Origin of the sequence: Flavobacterium sp. Leaf359 (genome assembly GCF_001423985.1) — a bacterium.
In the GTDB taxonomy this organism is placed as follows: Bacteria; Bacteroidota; Bacteroidia; order Flavobacteriales; family Flavobacteriaceae; genus Flavobacterium; species Flavobacterium lindanitolerans.
The window spans coordinates 495,112-515,100 of record NZ_LMPW01000012.1; the positions used below are offsets into that span (position 1 = coordinate 495,112).

General features: G+C 37.9%; 18 protein-coding genes. 11 read left to right on the top strand and 7 right to left on the bottom strand.

The window, feature by feature from the left end; all coding sequences use genetic code 11:
• Positions 1-252: 252 nt before the first annotated feature.
• Entirely contained in the window at positions 253-1,665 is a 1,413-nt protein-coding gene (locus tag ASG38_RS10635) for a hypothetical protein (protein ID WP_157486146.1), read from the bottom strand.
• A gap of 304 nt (positions 1,666-1,969) precedes the next feature.
• Between ASG38_RS10635 and ASG38_RS10640 the strand changes: the two genes are divergently transcribed.
• Together ASG38_RS10640 and ASG38_RS10645 are read left to right on the top strand one after the other, a co-directional pair.
• On the top strand, positions 1,970-2,587 hold the full coding sequence (locus ASG38_RS10640) for a GNAT family N-acetyltransferase (protein ID WP_056070356.1): 618 nt from the start codon (positions 1,970-1,972) through the stop codon (positions 2,585-2,587).
• A gap of 3 nt (positions 2,588-2,590) precedes the next feature.
• Complete coding sequence (locus tag ASG38_RS10645) at positions 2,591-3,028, top strand: hypothetical protein (RefSeq protein ID WP_056070358.1); 438 nt, start codon at positions 2,591-2,593, stop codon at positions 3,026-3,028.
• A 55-nt stretch (positions 3,029-3,083) separates the two neighbouring features.
• On the opposite strand, the gene ASG38_RS10650 is transcribed toward ASG38_RS10645, so the two are convergent.
• The 5 genes from ASG38_RS10650 to ASG38_RS10670 form a co-directional block, all read right to left on the bottom strand.
• Entirely contained in the window at positions 3,084-4,247 is a 1,164-nt protein-coding gene (locus ASG38_RS10650) for a peptidylprolyl isomerase (protein WP_056070361.1), read from the bottom strand.
• A 42-nt stretch (positions 4,248-4,289) separates the two neighbouring features.
• On the bottom strand, positions 4,290-5,405 hold the full coding sequence (locus ASG38_RS10655; RefSeq protein WP_056070364.1) for a peptidylprolyl isomerase: 1,116 nt from the start codon (positions 5,403-5,405) through the stop codon (positions 4,290-4,292).
• 14 nt (positions 5,406-5,419) lie between these two features.
• On the bottom strand, positions 5,420-6,055 hold the full coding sequence (gene gldI / locus ASG38_RS10660; protein ID WP_056071421.1) for a gliding motility-associated peptidyl-prolyl isomerase GldI: 636 nt from the start codon (positions 6,053-6,055) through the stop codon (positions 5,420-5,422).
• A 4-nt stretch (positions 6,056-6,059) separates the two neighbouring features.
• A complete protein-coding gene (locus ASG38_RS10665; protein WP_056070366.1) occupies positions 6,060-7,070 on the bottom strand; it encodes a bifunctional oligoribonuclease/PAP phosphatase NrnA in 1,011 nt (336 codons plus the stop codon).
• Positions 7,071-7,138: 68 nt separating this feature from the next.
• Positions 7,139-8,395 (bottom strand): voltage-gated chloride channel family protein, encoded by a 1,257-nt coding sequence (locus tag ASG38_RS10670; protein WP_056071424.1) that lies wholly within the window; start codon positions 8,393-8,395, stop codon positions 7,139-7,141.
• A gap of 173 nt (positions 8,396-8,568) precedes the next feature.
• On the opposite strand from ASG38_RS10670, the gene guaA reads away from it, so the two are divergent.
• The 5 genes from guaA to ASG38_RS10695 all read left to right on the top strand — a co-directional run bounded on the left by guaA (position 8,569) and on the right by ASG38_RS10695 (position 13,515).
• Entirely contained in the window at positions 8,569-10,098 is a 1,530-nt protein-coding gene (guaA, locus tag ASG38_RS10675) for a glutamine-hydrolyzing GMP synthase (protein ID WP_056070369.1), read from the top strand.
• A 100-nt stretch (positions 10,099-10,198) separates the two neighbouring features.
• On the top strand, positions 10,199-12,220 hold the full coding sequence (locus ASG38_RS10680; RefSeq protein WP_056070371.1) for a LysM peptidoglycan-binding domain-containing protein: 2,022 nt from the start codon (positions 10,199-10,201) through the stop codon (positions 12,218-12,220).
• A complete protein-coding gene (locus ASG38_RS10685; RefSeq protein WP_056070374.1) occupies positions 12,220-12,621 on the top strand; it encodes an OsmC family protein in 402 nt (133 codons plus the stop codon). Before ASG38_RS10680 ends, ASG38_RS10685 begins: the two co-directional genes overlap by 1 nt.
• Positions 12,622-12,624: 3 nt before the next feature.
• A complete protein-coding gene (locus ASG38_RS10690) occupies positions 12,625-13,284 on the top strand; it encodes a hypothetical protein (protein ID WP_056070377.1) in 660 nt (219 codons plus the stop codon).
• A complete protein-coding gene (locus ASG38_RS10695; protein WP_056070380.1) occupies positions 13,285-13,515 on the top strand; it encodes a DUF3820 family protein in 231 nt (76 codons plus the stop codon). It begins immediately after the preceding gene.
• 57 nt (positions 13,516-13,572) lie between these two features.
• Here the strand turns inward: ASG38_RS10695 and ASG38_RS10700 are convergent, their stop codons facing one another.
• On the bottom strand, positions 13,573-13,944 hold the full coding sequence (locus ASG38_RS10700; protein WP_056070383.1) for an RDD family protein: 372 nt from the start codon (positions 13,942-13,944) through the stop codon (positions 13,573-13,575).
• Positions 13,945-14,163: 219 nt separating this feature from the next.
• On the opposite strand from ASG38_RS10700, the gene ASG38_RS10705 reads away from it, so the two are divergent.
• From ASG38_RS10705 to mnmA, 4 genes are all read left to right on the top strand, one after another.
• Positions 14,164-15,777, top strand: coding sequence for a CTP synthase (locus ASG38_RS10705; protein WP_056070386.1), 1,614 nt, complete (start codon positions 14,164-14,166; stop codon positions 15,775-15,777).
• 69 nt (positions 15,778-15,846) lie between these two features.
• Positions 15,847-17,790: a membrane protein insertase YidC gene (gene yidC / locus ASG38_RS10710; protein WP_056070389.1), complete on the top strand. Its 1,944-nt coding sequence runs from the start codon at positions 15,847-15,849 to the stop codon at positions 17,788-17,790.
• Positions 17,791-17,934: 144 nt separating this feature from the next.
• Complete coding sequence (locus ASG38_RS10715; protein WP_056070393.1) at positions 17,935-18,684, top strand: toxin-antitoxin system YwqK family antitoxin; 750 nt, start codon at positions 17,935-17,937, stop codon at positions 18,682-18,684.
• A 108-nt stretch (positions 18,685-18,792) separates the two neighbouring features.
• Positions 18,793-19,980, top strand: coding sequence for a tRNA 2-thiouridine(34) synthase MnmA (gene mnmA / locus ASG38_RS10720; RefSeq protein WP_056070396.1), 1,188 nt, complete (start codon positions 18,793-18,795; stop codon positions 19,978-19,980).
• The last annotated feature ends 9 nt before the right edge of the window (positions 19,981-19,989 follow it).

A 19,989-nucleotide genomic window follows, 5' to 3' on the forward strand; every position in this document is an offset into this window, starting at 1 on the left:
TTATCTGGTTACTAATTAGTTAATAAGCAAAACGACGGGAATTCCCCGCCGTTTTAGTTAAGTATAATTGATTAATCAGGAGTGTTTCTATCTAAAAATTTAATTAATTTCCGATATAATTTTATTATAAAATAAATAATTACGGCGAGAAAAAGAAGGCTGATTACTTCCCACAAAGTGCCTAAAATAAAAGGCAGATTGTATACTGTTTCTGTTTCAAAGACCTGTTGTTTCATAGTTGGATTTTTAATATTAATTGTAACGCCATGATGAGCTTACGATAGTGGCATCCATCGGATTCAGGATTAAGGTCAGACGTATTCCTTTGAAGACTTTGATTCCCCAGCCTTCTATAGAATAATCATATTTCATAGAGCCTATAATTTCAACTTTAATGTTTCCGTTGGGCAGTATATCAACGAAATAGTCGCTTTGGCTCCATTCTCCCAGTGATGCACCATATTCTTCAGAAGTTACATTGGTAACCGTATGTCGTTGTTGTCTGGAAACAGAAAATTTCACATTCATTCTTAATCCTGTAAAAAGATTGATTTTGAATTTATAGCTGCCTAAAAAAGTATTGCTTATGTTAGGTTGCTGTTCCATTTCAACTGAATTTATTTCCAGTTGGTTTAAAGATTCGGCTAGTTCTTCCAGGCTATTTATTGTTCTGGTTCCGGACGGTTCTATTCTGCCGTCAAATTCGAATGAGAGTCCGTTTGCAATAGAATAATCAATTAATTTCTTGGCAAATGCCATTGCTTCGGGATTGATTGTCCCGTCAAATGTGTTTTGGTTTAGATGGTTAAGAATTGAGACCACGGCTTTATTGTTAGCAGGACTGTCCCACCAGTCTTTTTGTTCCGGAGTTAAACGTCTTATAAAACTAAATTGAATGTTTCCAAGAAAAACAGGTTGGGTAGCAATTGGAATTGCAATATCAGGATTTCCACCGCCGGCGTCATTTACGGGTTCAAGAATGAATTTGTTATCGAGATACGGTTCAGGGCTATTTACGACTACTTCGAAGCAATTAATTGATATTACCGATTTCACATGGGCTCCGCCGTCTTTGTTTTTATAACAGCCCTGGCCGGCTAAGGTTGGCGGGTTATTATTGGTACAATATAGTTGGGTGCTTATAAAACATTTAGTTGCAGTAGCACTTCTGGAAAGAAAAGAAGTCCTGCTTATCTCTGTCATGTTGAATTTACCGGTAAACTGGGTTTGAGTATCAGCCTTATAGCGGGAAAGGTAAGAATCGTCAGGCTTATATTTTATAAGTATCGCTTTTTTCTCATTTCCGATATTAAAAACAACAAGATTTTCAAATGTTCCTTCTTCGGTTGTTTCACGGGTAACAGCCATTGTATAATATTCAATGCCATTGTTAGTGATTTGTGTTACAGACGTACTGTCGATTTCAAATTGATAGTTAGAATCAGCGTTAGGATTACTGTTTCTTGCTGCCCTAAGCAGGTCGCCCGGGAGCGCTTCCGAAAGTAAATCAGGAAGTTTTTTAAAATCGGTAAATGGTTTGCTGACTATAGGCGAAACAGAATTATTTTCACCGGAAATTTCCTGAGTTTCGTCTGTCTGACAACTTAATAACAACATGCTCCAAATAAAAAGGAGGCTCTTTAAAAGTTTAGCTCTTTGTTTCATACTGTTTGGTTTTTAATTAGTCATTTTGGCGTGAGAGTGATACAATACTACAAAAAATAATTTATAAATAAACAAATTAATTTATTTTTATTGCAAAAAAATCACAAATCGATAGTGATAAAAAGGGTTTAGTGTTAATTTTTTCAATGTATACAGTGTTTTTTATGTTATGAACTAAAATGTTTATTATTAATACAGGAACGACTGTAATAATTTATTCCAATCCGTAAAAAAACCTGTCAATATTTTATATCTTCACGAAGCTTTTTTACGCCCCTATACAACCCTAAATCGTACAATCTTTATGACATTAAAAAAAGAATTTGACTTTTCACAAAACCTGGTTTTAGAAGACGATACTGTTTTGTTGCGTCCGTTGCAACATTCCGACTTTGAAAACCTGTTGTATTTTGCACTCAATGAGCCTGAAATCTGGACATTTTCAAGCATAGCGGCTAGTGGAAGTGAAAATCTGAAAAACTACATCAACCTGGCAATACAAGCTCGCGAAAACAAGACAGAATTTCCTTTTATCGTTATAGACAAGAAAACAGGGCGCTACGCCGGAAGCACACGCTTTTATGATATTAATTTTCCGTTTAGCAGCTTGCAGCTTGGATATACATGGTATGGGAAAGATTTTCAGGGAACCGGACTCAACAAACACTGCAAATTCCTGATGCTGCAATTTGCTTTTGAGGTTTTGAAAATGGAAAGGGTCGAATTCAGGGCAGACAGTAATAATGCCAAAAGCATAGCGGCAATGAAAAGTATTGGCTGCCAGGTAGAGGGAATATTGCGAAGCCATATGCCCAAACTTAATAGCGATGACAGACGCGATTCCATAATTTTGAGCATACTGAAAAACGAATGGGAGGAAGGAGCCAGACAAAGGCTGCTTGATAAAATAAATAACAAATAAAATATGAAAATCAATCCAAAAACAGGAATAGACAAACTGGTCTTCGGGATGTTGCAAAAAGATGTAGAAGAAGTATACGGCAAACCCGATAAGACCTCTACAGATGAAGATGGTAATAGAATATTACAGTACAACAAGCAGAAAATCCGACTGACTTTTTACAAGGATGAAGATTTCAGGTTGGGCTATCTTATCACATCCAATCCGGAAGTTTTGCTTTTCGATAAAAAAATTATAGGCCGTCCAATGGCTGAAGTACAAAAAGAACTCGAAGCTGCCGGATGGGCAAAATGGGAAAAGGAAGAATTCGACACGCTGGAAAACTTTTTTAACGAAGCTAACTGGACAATACTGCAGGCTGAATTTGATGAGGTGGTAAAGGTAGAAATAGGTGCCATCATCAATGACAAGGATGAATTTGAATGGAAGTTCAAAAAATAAAAAAAGGGATTTTCTAAATGAAAATCCCTTTTTTTGTATTGTATTTAAAAGCTAATTATTGTTTTGGTGCTTCTAAAAGCTCTACTTCAAAAATAATGTTGGAGTTTGGTGGAATTACGTTGCCAGCACCTCTTTCGCCATAACCGAGATTAGACGGGATGAAGAACGTAGCCTTATCTCCAAACGACATTAGGTTAATTCCTTCAAGGAAACCAGGAATCAGGCCTCCTTTGTTTGTAATGTCAAAAGGAAATGGCTGGTAGCCGCCTTGTGCATCGCGGTTAGCGTCATATTTTCCGAATGCTTTTGATATTTCTGCATTACTGCTGTCAAACAGGCTTCCGTCTTCCAGATAACCTGCATAACCAACATAAACTGTTCCTGATGTAGGTTTGGCTCCGGTTCCTTTATGCGTAATGGCATACTGTAAACCTGATTCTGTTTTTTTGGCAGTAGCTTTCATAGCTGCAAATTCAGCAACTTTTTTAGCCTTTACAGGAGCATACTCAGCTTCCAATGCTCTTTTTTTCTCGGCTTCGGCAGCAAGTTGTTTTTTCTCTATTTCATCTTTGTTGGAAAAGTAATCATTGAAAACTTTTGCAGCATCGAATTTTTTAGCGTCAGCTCCATTACGGATGATTTTTACTTCCATGATTACATCATTCTGCTCAATAGCATTTACCACATCCATACCGCTGACTACTTTACCAAAAACAGTATGTTTTCCGTCAAGCCACGGAGTATCTTTATGAGTAATAAAAAACTGGCTTCCGTTGGTGCCAACTCCGGCATTAGCCATTGAAAGTACACCGCCTGAATCATGTTTCAATTCCGGAACAATTTCATCTGCAAAACGGTAGCCCGGACCGCCGGAGCCATTACCGTCCGGGTCACCGGCCTGAATCATAAAATCTTTAATTACTCTGTGGAACTTAATTCCCGTATAGAAAGGTTTTCCTTTATATTTTGCGCTTACGGCATTGTTGGTTCCTTCTGCAAGTGAGATAAAGTTGGCCACCGTAATAGGTGTCTTTTGGTATTCCAACTTCACGACTATTCTTCCTTTGTTTGTTTCTATCTGAGCATAAATGCCCGGGTCTTGAGCCGTAGCTCCTGCTTTTTTAGTGGTTGCGGCTTTCTTTGGAGCGGCTGATTTTGTCTGGGCGCTAAGACCAGTTGTCATGGCCAGAAACAATAAGCAAATAAATTTTAATTTCATTGTGTATCAGATTAAGTTTTCTATACTGTTTTTAATAATCTATTAGTTTGCAGGAGTAGCTCCCAGCATTTCAATTTCAAAAATAATATTAGCATTTGGAGGAATAACACCACCAGCCCCTCTTTCTCCATAGGCAAGATAAGAAGGAATAAAGATAACTGCTTTGTCTCCAGGCGATAATTGTTCAATGCCCTCAATAAAGCCAGGAATCATGCCTTCTTTCATTCCAATAGTGAAGGGAATTGGAGAATAAGCCTTGGCAGCAGCTCTGTTAGGGTCTAATTTCCCGAAAATTGTAGCGATACTTTCAATATTGGTGTCAAACAAATCACCATTTTCAAAGTAACCGGCATAGTTAATAGAAACCGGAGTTCCGGCTACAGGCTTTTTGCCTTTTCCTTTGGTAATTATTTTATATTGTAATCCGGATTGGGTTTTGGTTGATTGCGCTTTTAACTGTTGGAATTGAGCCTCCTTTTCTTTAATGACAGCAGAATATTTCTCCCTCATCTTTAATTGTTCTTCTTCAAGCTTTTTTAGCTCTTCAGTTTGTTTGTCAAAACCATCTTTAAAAATTTTAGGAGCATCAAACTTTTTGGCATCCTGACCCTTACGGATAATGGTTATTTTTTTAATAACATCGTCTTGTTGTATGGCATTCACAACTTCCATTCCGTTGCCCATGACATGGCCAAAAATAGTATGGATGCCATCAAGCCATGGTGTAGCCTGGTGTGTGATGAAAAACTGACTTCCGTTTGTAGCCTTACCTCCGTTTGCCATAGACAGCACACCGCCTTTGTCATGTTTTAGTTCCGGAACAATTTCATCCTGAAAACGGTAACCCGGTCCTCCGGAACCATTTCCGTCGGGGTCACCACCCTGTATCATAAAATTAGGAATCACCCTGTGAAATTTTAATCCGTCATAGAAGGGTTTTCCTTTGTATTTTTCATTTACTACAGGATTTTTTCCTTCGGCAAGCGATACAAAATTAGCAACCGTAACCGGTGTTTTTTTATACTCCAGTTCCACCATAATGGTTCCTTTGTCTGTTTCGATTTCAGCATACATACCATCAGGCAGATTGCTGTTAGACTTGTCGCAGGATAAAAATAAAACACTAAGGCTTAAAAGTAAACTTGTTATTTTCTTCATAGTGAATAGTCGGTTTATTGTTTAATTGTTTCTGTTGTTTTTGGAGTCTCGGTAGTTAGGGGAACGGTTGTTTTTGTGTCCTTAGAAGCTGCTTTGGCGTCTTTTTCCGGTTTGATGTCCTTTAGGGTAATTGTAACCATCAAAGGCTGGTTGTGCCCAATTCTCCTGTTGTCGCCATGATAGCCATAGCCCATATGCGAAGGAAAAAGGAAAGTCAATTTTTCCCCTTTTTTCATCAGCTTGATACCGTCACGCATTCCCATCATGATATTTTGCTTATCGACACGATACACCTGTGGACGAAGTTCTAATTCTGTATAAATCATGTTGCCGTTCAGGTCTTTGACTTCATAATCAAAATAGGCAACATCTCCTTTTTTTGGAGTCAGCGTATCGGCCAGCGTACTTTTTAAATCGTATTTATACCAATAACCTTTTGCTGTGGCTATATATTTGGCTGCCGTATCTTTTTTGATAACGGCTTCGATTTCGGCTTCCTCACCGGCAATCAGTTTTTTGTTTCGCTCAACAGACTCTTTCATAAAAGTTCCTGAGGAATTCGAAATAGGCTTTCTTGCCTGTTGTTGTGTACAGCCCGTAACCAGTAGAGCCCCGGCTGTAATACCCAAAATAAGCTTGAAAAATTTCATAGGCCTACACATTAAAATTTTGTTTTGGTAAAATAGATTCAAATTGTTTTATGGTTTCGTCTAAAGACAGAGTTGATTTTCCTCCAGCAGCATTAATATGTCCTCCACCGTTAAAATAGTCGCGGGCAAATTGGTTGACATCAAAGTTGCCCTGCGAACGGAATGAAATCTTAATAATTCCTTCTTCTTTGTTTTCGATAAATATGGCTGTGAAGATAATTCCACGTATGGTCAGTCCATAGTTTACAATACCTTCCGTGTCGCCTTTCACATAATGAAACTCATCGAGTTCCTGCTGTGTCAGTTTGATGTAGGAGGTTTTGTATTCCGGCAGCACTTTCATGTTTTGCAATGCTCTTCCCAAAAGCTGAAGCCTGTGATAAGAATTGTTGTCAAACAATGAATTGTGGATGTCTCCGTTTTCTACGCCAATATCCAGCAACTCGGCCACAACGCGATGGGTCATACTGGTTGTTGAAGGGAAACGGAAAGAACCGGAATCTGTTACTATTCCCGTATACAGGCAGGAAGCAATAGTTTTGTCAATCAGGTTTTTATGACCTAAAAACAAGATGAAATTATAAATCATCTCGCAAGTAGAGCCGAAATTTGTATCAGAATAAGTATAAATCGCATAATTGTCCGGTTTCTGATGATGGTCTATCATAATAAACGGCACTGTTAACTTCGACAATACGCTTTCCATTTCTCCCGTTCTGTGAAGTGCATTGAAATCTAACGTAAAGACTAATTCTGCTTTTTGGAGAACTGCTGTAACATTTGTTTTGTCTTTTTCATAAATCAGTACGGCTTCAGAACCGGGCAGCCAGGCCAGAAATTCAGGAAATTCATTTGGAGCAATCACTACGGCATCATGGCCTAGTTTTTTTAGCAGGTGGCATAATCCCAGGGTAGACCCCATAGCATCACCATCTGGACTTCGGTGCGGAATAATTGCAATCTTTTTAGGCGATACCAATAATTCCTGTATCCCTTTAATATCTTCTTCTTTCATAGATTGCGAAATTACATTTTTTTGCTATAATAATTAATAAAATTAAGGAATGTAGTAATACAAATGCATTATAAATCTTTCAGGTCTTTTCGCCTGATTTTCTGATAAACAATATGTTTTGGTCCTTTAACGATTTGAGAGTGATAGATTCCTACAGAACCTGAACAGAAATAAGCCACCAGGCAGGCCAATGCGACATAAATTCCACAATCTACTCCAAAGAGTTCCATTCCCATGATGCTACAGGCAACAGGCGTATGTGTAGCGCCCGAAAAAACAGCAACAAAACCCATACCAGCCAAAAGTGCCACAGGCAGCGGAATCAAACCTGAAAGTGCACTCCCTAAGGTTGCGCCAACAAAAAACAAAGGTGTCACTTCGCCTCCTTTAAATCCGGCGCCTAACGTAAATCCGGTAAAAAGTATTTTAAGTAAAAAATCAAAATTGTTACTCTGGTTTTGGAAAGAATCCACAATGGCAGGTATCCCCAATCCGATAAATTTTGTGGTATGGGAGCTGAAAATAATAATCGCAAGAATAATTCCGCCCGCAAATGGTCTTAAAGGTGGATATGGAATGTATTTCGAAAAAAGGCGCCCCCAAAAATGAGTTGTTCTTGAAAATAGCATAGCTGCGAGTCCAAAAAGAATGCCGGCAGGAACTATCCAAAATAAATTCATGGCAGTAAGCTCCGGAACAAAAGGAATGGAATAGTGGGTGTGTTTTACAGGCAATAGCTCTACTGTATAATAAGCAATGTAGGCGGTCATAAAAGATGGAACGATGCTGTTGATTCGTATTTTGCTGAAATACAAAACCTCAAGAGCAAAGAGGGCTCCCGCCAAAGGCGTTCCAAAAATGGAAGCAAATCCCGCACTTATTCCTATTATTAATATCGTTTTTCGTTCTTCAGGCTGTAATTTAAACAGATGTGTAAACTGATCGGATAGGGCACCGCCCATTTGAACGGCAGTTCCTTCACGGCCGGCAGAACCGCCAAAAAGATGTGTGATGATGGTTCCTGCTAACACCAGTGGAGCCATTATAAAAGGAATGGTTTTCTTCGGATTATCATATTCCTCTAAAATCAGATTGTTTCCTTTTACTGCTTCTTTACCATAATAGTAATACAGAAGCCCTATCATCAGGCCTCCAACAGGCAATAAGGAAATAATCCAATAATTATTTTCTCTGTAAGAAGTAGCCCATTCAAGCAAGAAAAGAAAGAGGGCTGAAGCTAATCCTGAAAGTATTCCTGTAAGCAAACAGATTACTATCCATTTGAAAAAAGAAGATAAATGATTTTGAATACCTGTTGATTCCATGTTCATGGGTTCGTTCATTTAGCAACCGGAACAATTTCTGGTATTATAAAAAGACAAAAAACAAGTGCCTGATTAAAAAATTGGTTGTAAACAGTAATGCAATACTACAAAAAAACTTTTTTGTTTTTTTGCCGATGCGTTTTTAATTTCAAATAGTAATAGTATTTTTGCGTATGCAACACAACGTACTTATTTTAGATTTCGGATCGCAATACACACAACTGATTGCGAGAAGGGTTCGCGAATTAAATATCTTCTGCGAAATATTCCCATACAATCATTTTCCGAGTGATTTATCCAGTTATAAAGCTGTAATTTTATCAGGAAGTCCTTTTTCTGTAAGAGCAGAAGATGCACCGCATCCTGACCTGTCACAAATCAGAGGCAAACTGCCAATGCTTGCCGTTTGTTATGGAGCACAATATCTTGCCCACTTTTCAGGAGGTGAAGTAGCACCTTCCAATATTCGTGAATACGGAAGAGCCAATCTGACTTTTATCAAAGACGATGAAGATTTCTTTGATGATGTACATCTTAACAGCCAGGTTTGGATGAGCCATAGCGATACTATCAAAAAAATGCCTGAAAATGGCGTAAGGCTGGCAAGTACCAAAGATGTAGAAAATGCGGCTTATAGAATAGAAGGAGAAACGACTTATGCTATTCAATTCCATCCGGAAGTATACCACTCAACGGATGGAAAACAGATTTTAGAGAATTTCCTGGTTAAGATTGCAAAAGTGCCTCAAAACTTCACGCCAAATGCATTTGTTGAAGAAATCGTAGCCGAACTTCAGGAAAAAATCAAAAACGATAAAGTAGTTCTTGGTTTATCAGGAGGTGTTGATTCTACCGTAGCGGCAGTTTTGTTAAACAAGGCCATTGGTGAAAACCTATACTGTATTTTTGTAAATAACGGATTATTGCGCAAAAATGAATTCGAAAACGTCCTGGAACAATACAAAGGAATGGGACTCAATGTTAAGGGAGTAGATGCTTCGGCACGTTTTTTGGGTGAGTTGGCAGGAATAGAAGACCCTGAAACAAAAAGAAAAACAATCGGACGTGTGTTCATTGAAGTTTTTGACGACGAATCCCATCAATTGGAAGACGTGAAATGGCTTGCCCAGGGAACTATTTATCCTGATGTAATCGAGTCGGTTTCTGTGAAAGGACCATCTGCAACCATTAAATCCCATCACAATGTGGGAGGTTTGCCGGATTTCATGAAACTGAAAGTTGTAGAGCCATTGCGCATGCTTTTCAAAGATGAAGTAAGACGTGTAGGGGCTACATTGGGAATCTCTCCGGAATTATTAGGAAGACATCCTTTTCCAGGGCCGGGATTATCCATCCGTATTTTAGGAGATATCACACCGGAAAAGGTGAGGATTCTTCAGGAAGTAGACTCTATTTTTATTGAAGGATTGAAATCACACGGATTGTATGACAAAGTTTGGCAGGCAGGCGCAATTCTGCTTCCGGTAAACAGTGTAGGTGTTATGGGAGATGAAAGAACCTATGAAAAAGTAGTTGCCCTTAGAGCAGTTGAATCAACAGACGGAATGACGGCAGACTGGGTACACTTACCGTATGAATTTTTGATGACGATTTCAAACGAAATTATAAACAAAGTAAAAGGTGTGAACAGAGTTGTATACGACATCAGCTCAAAACCGCCTGCCACAATTGAGTGGGAATAAGAAATTGAAAAATTAAATTAATTAAGTCGTTGCTTTTCTCTAAATTAGTAACGACTTAATAGCTTATAAAACTTATATAGCCTTTAAAAGAAAGAATAAAATGAAGCAGTTTTTTTATGTACTTGTATTAATGTTTTTAGTGTCCTTTACAGCAAAGGCACAGCAAAATGTGAAACACACGGTGTTGAGCGGTGAAACAGTAACACAGATTGCGCAGAAATATAAAGTTACACCTCTGGATATTTACACGCTTAATCCTGATGCGAGAAATGGCCTAAAGGAAAATTCGGTTTTGTTGATTCCTTCCAAAGGAACGGTTAAGATTCCGGTTAAAGAGCAAAAAGTTACAGATACGCCATCCCAAAAGAAAAACGGAACACATACCGTTGCTCCAAAAGAAACCGTTTACGGTCTGGCGAAGCAGTACAATATTTCTGTTTCTGATTTAGAAAAAGCAAACCCGGAAATAAAAAACGGGCTAAAAATAGGTCAGGTTCTTACAATACCTAAAAAAGAGCAACAAGTTCCACCACAAGAAACAAAGCCTACTAAGAAAGAGGAAAGAAAAGCGGAGAAGGCAGAAAAGAAAGCTGAAAAAGAAGAAAAGAAAGAGCTCAAAAATACCGTACAGGATTTTACTCACGAAGTACAGCCAAAAGAAACAAAATATTCTATTGCCAAAAAATACGGAATTACTCTTGAAGAATTGGAAAAGAGAAATCCTGAAACCAAAGAAGGTTTGAAAATAGGGCAGGTATTGATTATTAAAGGCAATCCTTCAAAAGTAGAAACTGCTGATAAAAAATCGGAAACCAGACAGGAAGCTCCAAAACAGGAAACCGCAGATTCAAATTTTGACAAATATGAAGTAAAACCTAAAGAAACACTTTACAGCCTTTCCAGACAATTTGGCTTAAGCCAAAACGAGTTGATTGATTTGAATCCGGAATTGAAAGATGGCGTAAAAGTTGGAATGATGCTAAAAGTTCCTAATACGTTGCCGGTATCAGGCGCTTCGACTAAAAATTTTACGGATTTGACTAAAACACTTTCTAAAAAAGATAGAAAGGAATTGGTATTGTTGCTGCCTTTTAACCTGACAAAAATAAGTGGAGATTCAACATCAACTGTTCAGACAAGACTTAAGAAAGACGGTTTCTTAAATATGACTCTCGATTTTTACTCAGGAGCTTTGATGGCTATTGACTCTGCAAAAACATTAGGACTGAATATTGACGTAAAGATTTTTGACTCACAGGAAAATAAAAATACATCTAATATTTCAAGCACTTTTGTACAGAATAATCTAACGAAAGCAGATGTGGTAATCGGCCCATTTTATCAGGCACATGCCGAAAAAACGGCAGAAATGCTGAACCAAAGCAATGTTCCTGTAATTTCACCATTATCAAAAGATAGTGCCAAACTGTATAGCAACCTATACCAGTCAATGCCAACGCCGGAATATCTGAGAAATGCTATGTTTGATTACATGAACAGCAAAAATGGTAATATAGTGGCCGTTGTTGACCCTAAAAAAGCGACGACCAGAAAATATATTTCAGACAACTATGGCAATGTCCGATTTGCTACTTTTACCGATAAAGGAGGATTGTCTGCAGAAAGCCTGAAATCATTACTTAAACCAAATCAGATGAACTATGTCGTTATGGAAACGGCTAGTATCTGGATGATTAAGTCTACAATTACAGCCTTGTTGGCGGCACAATCCGAATACCAGTTGCAATTGGTTATTTTGGAATCGAATAAAGCCCTGGATTCTGATGAAATTTTAGTTTCCAATCTTGCTAAGCTAAAAATGATGTATCCTGCCGTGACACGTGAAAATGATACGCCCGAAGCATTGATTTTTGCGAAAATGTACAAAAAGAAAAACAACATCCTGCCCAACCAGTATGCAACCCGTGGTTTTGATGTTACGTTTGATGCCATGCTACGACTTTCGCAAGAAAAAAGCTTTGAAGAAACCATCTATGATGTGGCTACAGAACAAGTAGAAAATAAATTCAACTATAATAGAAATCCGGCGGGAGGCTACTCTAATAAAGGTGTTTACATTCTTTATTATGATGAAGACCTGTCTGTTAAAGAAGCAAAATAATGACATCAAAAGTAACATACCTGGGAGATTTAAGAACTTCTTCCGTACATCTGCAATCAGGAACCGAAATTCTTTCCGATGCACCAACCGATAACCATGGAAAAGGTGAAGCTTTTTCCCCTACAGATTTACTGGCCAATGCGTTGGGTAGCTGTATGATTTCGATTATGGCAATCAAATCAAAAGATATGGACATAAACCTGGTAGGTTCGACTGTTGAAGTAACCAAAATCATGCAGGCAGAACCAAGAAAAATTGCGAAGATTGAAATCGTGATGAATATGTCGGTTGCAGCCGATGATAAAACCAGAACTATATTGGAAAGAACAGCAATGAATTGCCCGGTTATTCTTAGCCTGAATCCGGATATCGAAAAAGTAATCACTTTTAACTGGAAATAATCATTGGAAAATTCTCAATTCATTACTTTTCAGAAATTCAATCTTAAAGAAGATGCTGTCGAACTGGCTAATTTTTTAAAAGAAAGCAAGATAGAGTACCGTATTGAAGATGTTTCTTCCGGTTTGGATGGTAATTTTGGAGGTTCAGAACTGACAAAGGATTACCTGATAAAACTGCAAAAGGAAGATTTTGAAAAAGCCGATGTTCTTTTGCTACAGCTTTCGTCTAATCTGGTAGAAACTATTGGTTCAGACCATTATCTGCATGACTTTACAGATGAAGAGCTAAAAGAAATCATAGTCAAAAAAGACGAATGGAGTCATTTAGATTACTTATTGGCCCAAAAGATTCTTAAGGAAAGAGGACATGAAATAGCCCCGGAAGAAATCGAAAGGCACAGAAAGCAACGATTGGAAGATTTGGCTAAGCCGGAAGAACGTCAGACTACCTGGATTATCATTGGCTATATCATGGCTTTTTTAGGCGGATTTATGGGGATTTTTATAGGATGGTATTTGAAAACCCATAGAAAAACACTCCCAAACGGCGACCGTGTTTATAATTATATCGAATCCGACAGGAAACAAGGTGGCAGAATCCTGACACTAAGTATAATTTCTCTTGTGTTTTGGATTGGAGTCAGAATCTATTTTTCCAAATAAATGGACGAACAGAAAAAGCTTCTCATAAAATTAGCCCATACCAAAATGCCTTTCGGAAAGTATGAAGGCCGGTATCTGATAGATTTGCCGGAATACTATGTTGTTTGGTACAGCAATAAAGGTTTTCCAAAAGGAGAGTTAGGACAGCAATTGCAACTGGTTTATGAATTGAAATTAAACGGACTGGAAGAACTCGTCAGAAATATAAAGAAACAATACGCCAAACCTTGAGTTGGCAGCAATAAAAAAGCCTGTGAAATATTCACAGGCTTTATTTTTTGTTTAAAATTATTTGTTGACCACTTTTGTTTTAGCTAAGTCGTCACCCAGTCTTGGCTTATCGATAAGCACCAGAATAGCATCAAGTAACGGAATAAATAAAGTTATATTTCTTGTGGCGCTGGTAGCATAGTCTCCTTCTAAAGAAGAACCATCTTGTTTAACGGCTGCATACTTTATCAGCTTTTTGCCAATGCTTTGCCCGCCCGGGAGCGCATCTCTTAAGAGGTAATAGCCAACACCGAGTAGCCATCCTATGTAGGAGATTATCCCAATACCGGCAAGAACCGCTATAAAAGAAAACACAAACATTGGGATGTACGCAATAATACCGTCAATAAAGATCCCAAGAAATCGATTTAATTTTGATACTTCTGTCATGATAATTTTTTATTTGGTTGATTATAGACTAAAATACAAATTATTTTAACAAAATTGAATTTATTTAAAATAAATTAATGTAAATTCTTTTTTACTAATCAAACCGCCACTAAATTTTTTCAAAAAAAATAATGTAGGCTCCCGCTTCTCAATTATCAATTAATAATTTGTACTTTTGCCACGTTTTTTTACACAACTACAACGACAAACAACAGCACAATGAATCAGACAAAATATATTTTTGTTACAGGCGGTGTGACTTCTTCTTTAGGAAAGGGGATTATTGCTGCGTCTCTAGCAAAATTATTACAGGCCAGAGGTTATCGAACGACAATCCAGAAATTTGATCCTTACATTAATGTGGATCCGGGAACTTTGAATCCCTATGAGCACGGAGAATGTTATGTGACGGATGATGGAGCCGAGACCGATTTGGATCTTGGACACTACGAACGTTTTTTAAACGTTCCTACTTCGCAGGCAAATAATGTGACTACAGGAAGGGTTTATCTTTCTGTAATTGAAAAAGAGCGAAGAGGAGAGTTTTTAGGCAAAACCGTTCAGGTGGTTCCTCATATCACCAATGAAATCAAGGAGCGAATGCAGCTGCTTGGAAAAACTGGCGAATTTGACATAGTGATTACTGAAATTGGAGGTACTGTTGGCGATATTGAGTCGCTTCCTTATATTGAGTCCGTTCGTCAACTGGTTTGGGAATTGGGCGAAAACAATGGAATTGTAATTCACCTGACATTAGTGCCTTATTTGGCAGCGGCAGGTGAGCTAAAAACGAAACCGACACAGCATTCTGTTAAGGCATTGATGGAAAGCGGAATTAAAGCCGATATTTTGGTTTGCAGAACAGAACATGAACTTTCTGATGAATTGCGTCAGAAACTGGCTTTATTCTGTAACGTAAAAAGAGAAGCTGTAATCCAATCGATTGATGCTTCAACAATTTACGATGTTCCAAACCTGATGTTGGAAGAAGGCCTTGACAAAGTAGCATTGAAAAAATTGGATTTGCCGGAAAAAGCAACTCCGGATTTGAAACAATGGAACGAGTTCCTGCAAAAACTGAAAAATCCGAAACACATTGTAAATATCGGTTTGGTTGGGAAATATGTTGAATTGCAGGATTCTTATAAATCCATTTTAGAAGCCTTTATTCATGCAGGAGCCGCCAATGAAACCAAAGTCAATGTAGTGAGCATTCACTCTGAATATGTAGATGAGAAAAATATTGCCGACAAGCTAAGGGATTTAGACGGTATTCTTGTAGCGCCGGGCTTTGGTGAAAGAGGAATTGAAGGAAAGATTGATACGGTTCGTTATGCAAGAGAAAATAATATTCCGTTTTTTGGAATCTGTTTAGGAATGCAAATGGCTGTAATTGAATATTCAAGAAATGTTTTGGGGTATTCAGATGCCAATTCAACAGAAATGAATGCGGGAACAGCACATCCGGTAATCAATCTGATGGAAGAACAGAAAACGATTACTGATAAAGGTGGAACAATGCGTCTGGGAGCATGGAAATGTGAAATAAAACCGGATACTCTGGCTTCAAAGATTTATGGTAAAAACCAGATTCAGGAGCGTCACCGCCACCGTTATGAATTTAACGGCGAATATTTGGAAGAATTGGAAAATGCCGGATTAAAAGCATCGGGTATAAATCCGGATACGAAATTGGTGGAAATCATCGAGATTGAGAAACATCCGTTTTTTATCGGAGTACAGTACCATCCGGAATATAAGAGTACAGTCGCACAGCCACATCCGTTATTTGTGAGTTTTGTAAAAGCGGCCGTAACACATAAAAACAAATAGTATTTGAAGGCAACTTCAGCAAAGAACTCACGCGTTAGATGCGTAATTAAATTAATTATTTAGAATACAATGGAAGAAAAAAAGTTTGACCGTAATTCAATTATTGGCTTCTTGTTGATTTTTATGCTTTTGTTGGGCGTAATGTATATCAATAAGCCTTCACAAAAAGAAATTGATGCGAAAGCCAAAATTGAGGCAGAAAAACAAAAAGCAGCAGCAAAAACATCTGAAAAAGAAGCCGCATTAACCGCAGTTGATACTACGGCAAAAGATTCGCTTCAATTGGAAAAATTGAAAAGCTCTTTAGGCAGTTTTGCTTATGCTGCAACACTTCCGTCAGCAAAACAGGAAATCCAGACTTTAGAAAATGATTTGGTAAAACTTACTTTTTCTAACAAAGGAGGTTATATTGTTGGTGCAGAAATGAAAAATTTCGAAGCCGTTAGCAAAGGTTCCGGTGAACTGGTAAAAATAATTAAAGACAATAATGCCAAATTAAATATCGAGCTTAAAACACAAGGCAATCTTGTTTTAAATACAAAAGACCTTTATTTTGAGCCGACTCTTACCAAAGAAGGTGAAAACCAGGTATTGACCATGCGTTTAAAAGCAGGTCCGGAGCAATATCTGGAATACCGTTATGTATTGAAGCCAAAAGAATACATGCTTGACTTCTCTATCAGAACACAAGGTTTGAGCAAAGTACTGCAGACTTCCAATCCGCTTCCTTTGGAATGGACCATGAAGACCTACAGAAGCGAAAAGAGTATTTCGTATGAAAACCGCTATACAGAATTGGTGTACGAATATGAAAATGGAAAAGACGACTATTTAGGACAATCTTCCAGCAACACCGAAGCTAAAGACGTAACCTATATTGCATTCAAGCAACATTTCTTTACCTCAATCCTTCTGACAGATACGCCATTTAAGGTAGCAGAGTTGAAATCAGATAATCTTGTAAAAGATATTGAGAAGGACACCATCTTCACAAAATCGTTTAAAGCTACTGTTCCTTTGGCTTTCAAAGGTGGAGAAGTGAATTACAATATGAACTGGTACTACGGACCAGCCGATTATAAAATCTTAAACAAATACGACAAAAATCTTGACGAAGTGATTTCTTTAGGATGGGGAATCTTTGGATGGATTAACCGTTGGATTTTCATTCCGGTTTATGATTTCCTGAGCCTTTTCTTATCACACGGAATTGCAATTATCGTATTTACTATTCTGGTACGTTTGGTAATGTCACCGGTAACCTATAAGTCTTACCTGTCACAGGCAAAAATGAAAGTGCTTCGTCCGGAAATTATGGAATTGAACGAGAAGTTCAAAAAAGACCCGATGAAGAAACAACAGGAAACCATGAAACTGTACAACAAGGCAGGCGTTAATCCTATGGCGGGATGTCTCCCGGCTTTAATGCAGATTCCGGTATTCTATGCCTTATTCCAGTTTTTTCCTTCGGCTATTGAACTGAGACAGAAAAGCTTCCTTTGGGCTGAAGATTTGTCTTCTTTCGATGCTATTTTCTCATGGAAGCAGCACATTCCGGTAATCTCAGGTTTTTACGGAAACCACATCAGTTTGTTCCCGATTTTGGCAGCAATTGCTATCTTCTTTTACATGAAGATGACAACAGGTGACCAGACAATGAGTGCACCACCACAGGAAGGTATGCCGGATATGAGCAAAATCATGAAAATGATGATTTATCTGTCGCCATTGATGATGATGATTTTCTTTAACAACAATGCTTCCGGATTGAGTTTGTACTATTTTGTCTCCAACACTATTACAATTGGAATCATGCTGGTAATTAAGAATTACATCATTAATGATGAAAAAATCCATGCAAGAATTCAGGAGAATAAAACCAAAGAAAAGCCTAAAAGCAAATTCCAGCAAAAAATGCAGGAAATGATGGAGCAGGCGCAGGAACAGCAAAAGCAAAAAAACAAAGCTCTGGAGGATAAGAAAAAATCACTCGACGAGAGAAAAAAGAAATAAAAAATAAAAAGCACTCAATTAGGGTGCTTTTTTAAATTCTGACACAGTCTGTGACACAAATGTTTCGGCAGGCTTTTTGAAGTGAAGACCACGGCAATAAAAACTGATATTTTTAGTTAACAAGAATAATAAAACCACTATTGTATGAAATTACATGTCATAACATTTATTCTATTTTTATCAATATTCCAGGCTGCATTTGCACAGGAAACTAATAAGTTCGACGAAAAAGGCCTGCGCCACGGACTTTGGAAAGGAACTTATGCAGAATCCCAAAGACCTCGCTATGAAGGAACTTTCGAACACGGAAAAGAAACCGGTGTTTTTAAGTTTTTTGACGATACTAAAGAACTAAAAGTTATAGCTACCAGAGATTTTACGGCAAAAGACGGAAGTGCCTATACTACATTCTTTGACCAAAAAGGGAATAAAGTAAGTGAAGGAAAAGAAGTAAACAAACTTTATGAAGGCGAATGGAAATACTATCATTTAGAGTCAAAAGAAATAATGACAGTTGAAAACTACTCCAAAGGAAAATTAAATGGCATTAGAAAAGTTTTTTACAAAAGTGGAAAAATAGCCGAAGAAGCTAATTATAAGGATGGAATCAAAAACGGACCTTATAAAAAGTATAGTGAAAGAGGAGTCGTTTTAGAGGATGCCATCTACAAAAACGGAGAATTTGACGGAGCAGTTACTTATAATGATGATGCGGGAAAAACTATAAAAGGACAATTCAAAAATGGTAAAAAATCCGGTATCTGGAAATATTACGAAAACGGAAAATTAGTCAAGGAAGAAAACCCGAATAAACCGGTTAAGGAAAAATTCAAAATCAATAGTAAAAACAAAGGAGCCCGAAAATTGCCGCAAAATGCTCCTGCAAACAGATAAATTTCTCAAATGCGTTTATAAATTAAACAAATGCAGAGCATATAAAAACTATTCTATTTTGGCGTACTTTTGCAGCGTCAAATATTTTTGAATTAAATAATAAAGAAAATGAAACGTGTCGTAGTAGGTCTTTCCGGAGGTGTTGATTCCAGTGTTGCTGCTTATTTGCTTAAGGAGCAGGGCTATGAAGTCATTGGCCTTTTCATGAAAAACTGGCATGACGATTCTGTAACTATTTCTAACGAATGCCCTTGGCTGGAAGATAGCAATGATGCACTTCTGGTAGCTGAGAAATTAGGAATTCCTTTTCAAACAATTGATTTAAGCGAACAATATCAGGAGAAAATCGTGGACTATATGTTCCGCGAATATGAAAAAGGAAGGACACCCAATCCGGATGTTCTATGCAACCGTGAAATTAAGTTTGATGTCTTTATGAAGATTGCCCTGAGCCTTGGAGCCGATTATGTGGCAACCGGACACTATTGCAGAAAAGGAGAAATTGAAGTGGATGGTAAGCCGGTATATCAATTACTCGCCGGGGTTGATGGTAATAAAGACCAATCCTATTTTCTTTGTCAGCTTTCACAGGAACAATTGGCCAAATCTTTATTTCCTATTGGAGAATTGACCAAACCTGAGGTTAGGGAAATTGCAGCCAAAATGGAACTGGTTACAGCAGAAAAGAAAGATTCGCAAGGATTATGTTTTATTGGGAAAGTACGCCTTCCGGAATTCCTGCAGCAAAAATTACAGCCAAAAGATGGATTGATTTTTGAAATCGGAGCCGATCAGGAAATCTATAAAAAAGAAAAAACGGAGTTTAATTCATTAAAGGAAGAACTTGCTCATGAAGCGGCATCCATTCCTTATGCCCCTGAAATGGGTAAAGTAGTTGGAAAACACCAGGGAGCCCATTATTTTACAAAAGGGCAACGTAAAGGACTGAATGTAGGCGGAACTGTAGAGCCTCTTTTCATTATTGAAACCGATGTAGAAAATAACATTATTTACACCGGACAAGGAAATCACCATCCGGGTCTTTATAAAAAAGCGCTCTTTGTAGAGCGTTCTGAAGTGCATTGGATACGGGAAGATTTGGCATTGAAAGACGGCGAAACAATGGAAGTAATGGCGAGAATCCGTTACAGGCAGCCATTGCAAAAAGCCACATTGCATCAGTTTGAAAACGGACTGTATGTTGCTTTTGAAGAAGCCCAGTCAGCCATTACAGAAGGACAATTTGTTTCCTGGCATTTAGGAGAAGAACTGATAGGTTCTGGGGTAATAGCCTAAGTTTCTGAG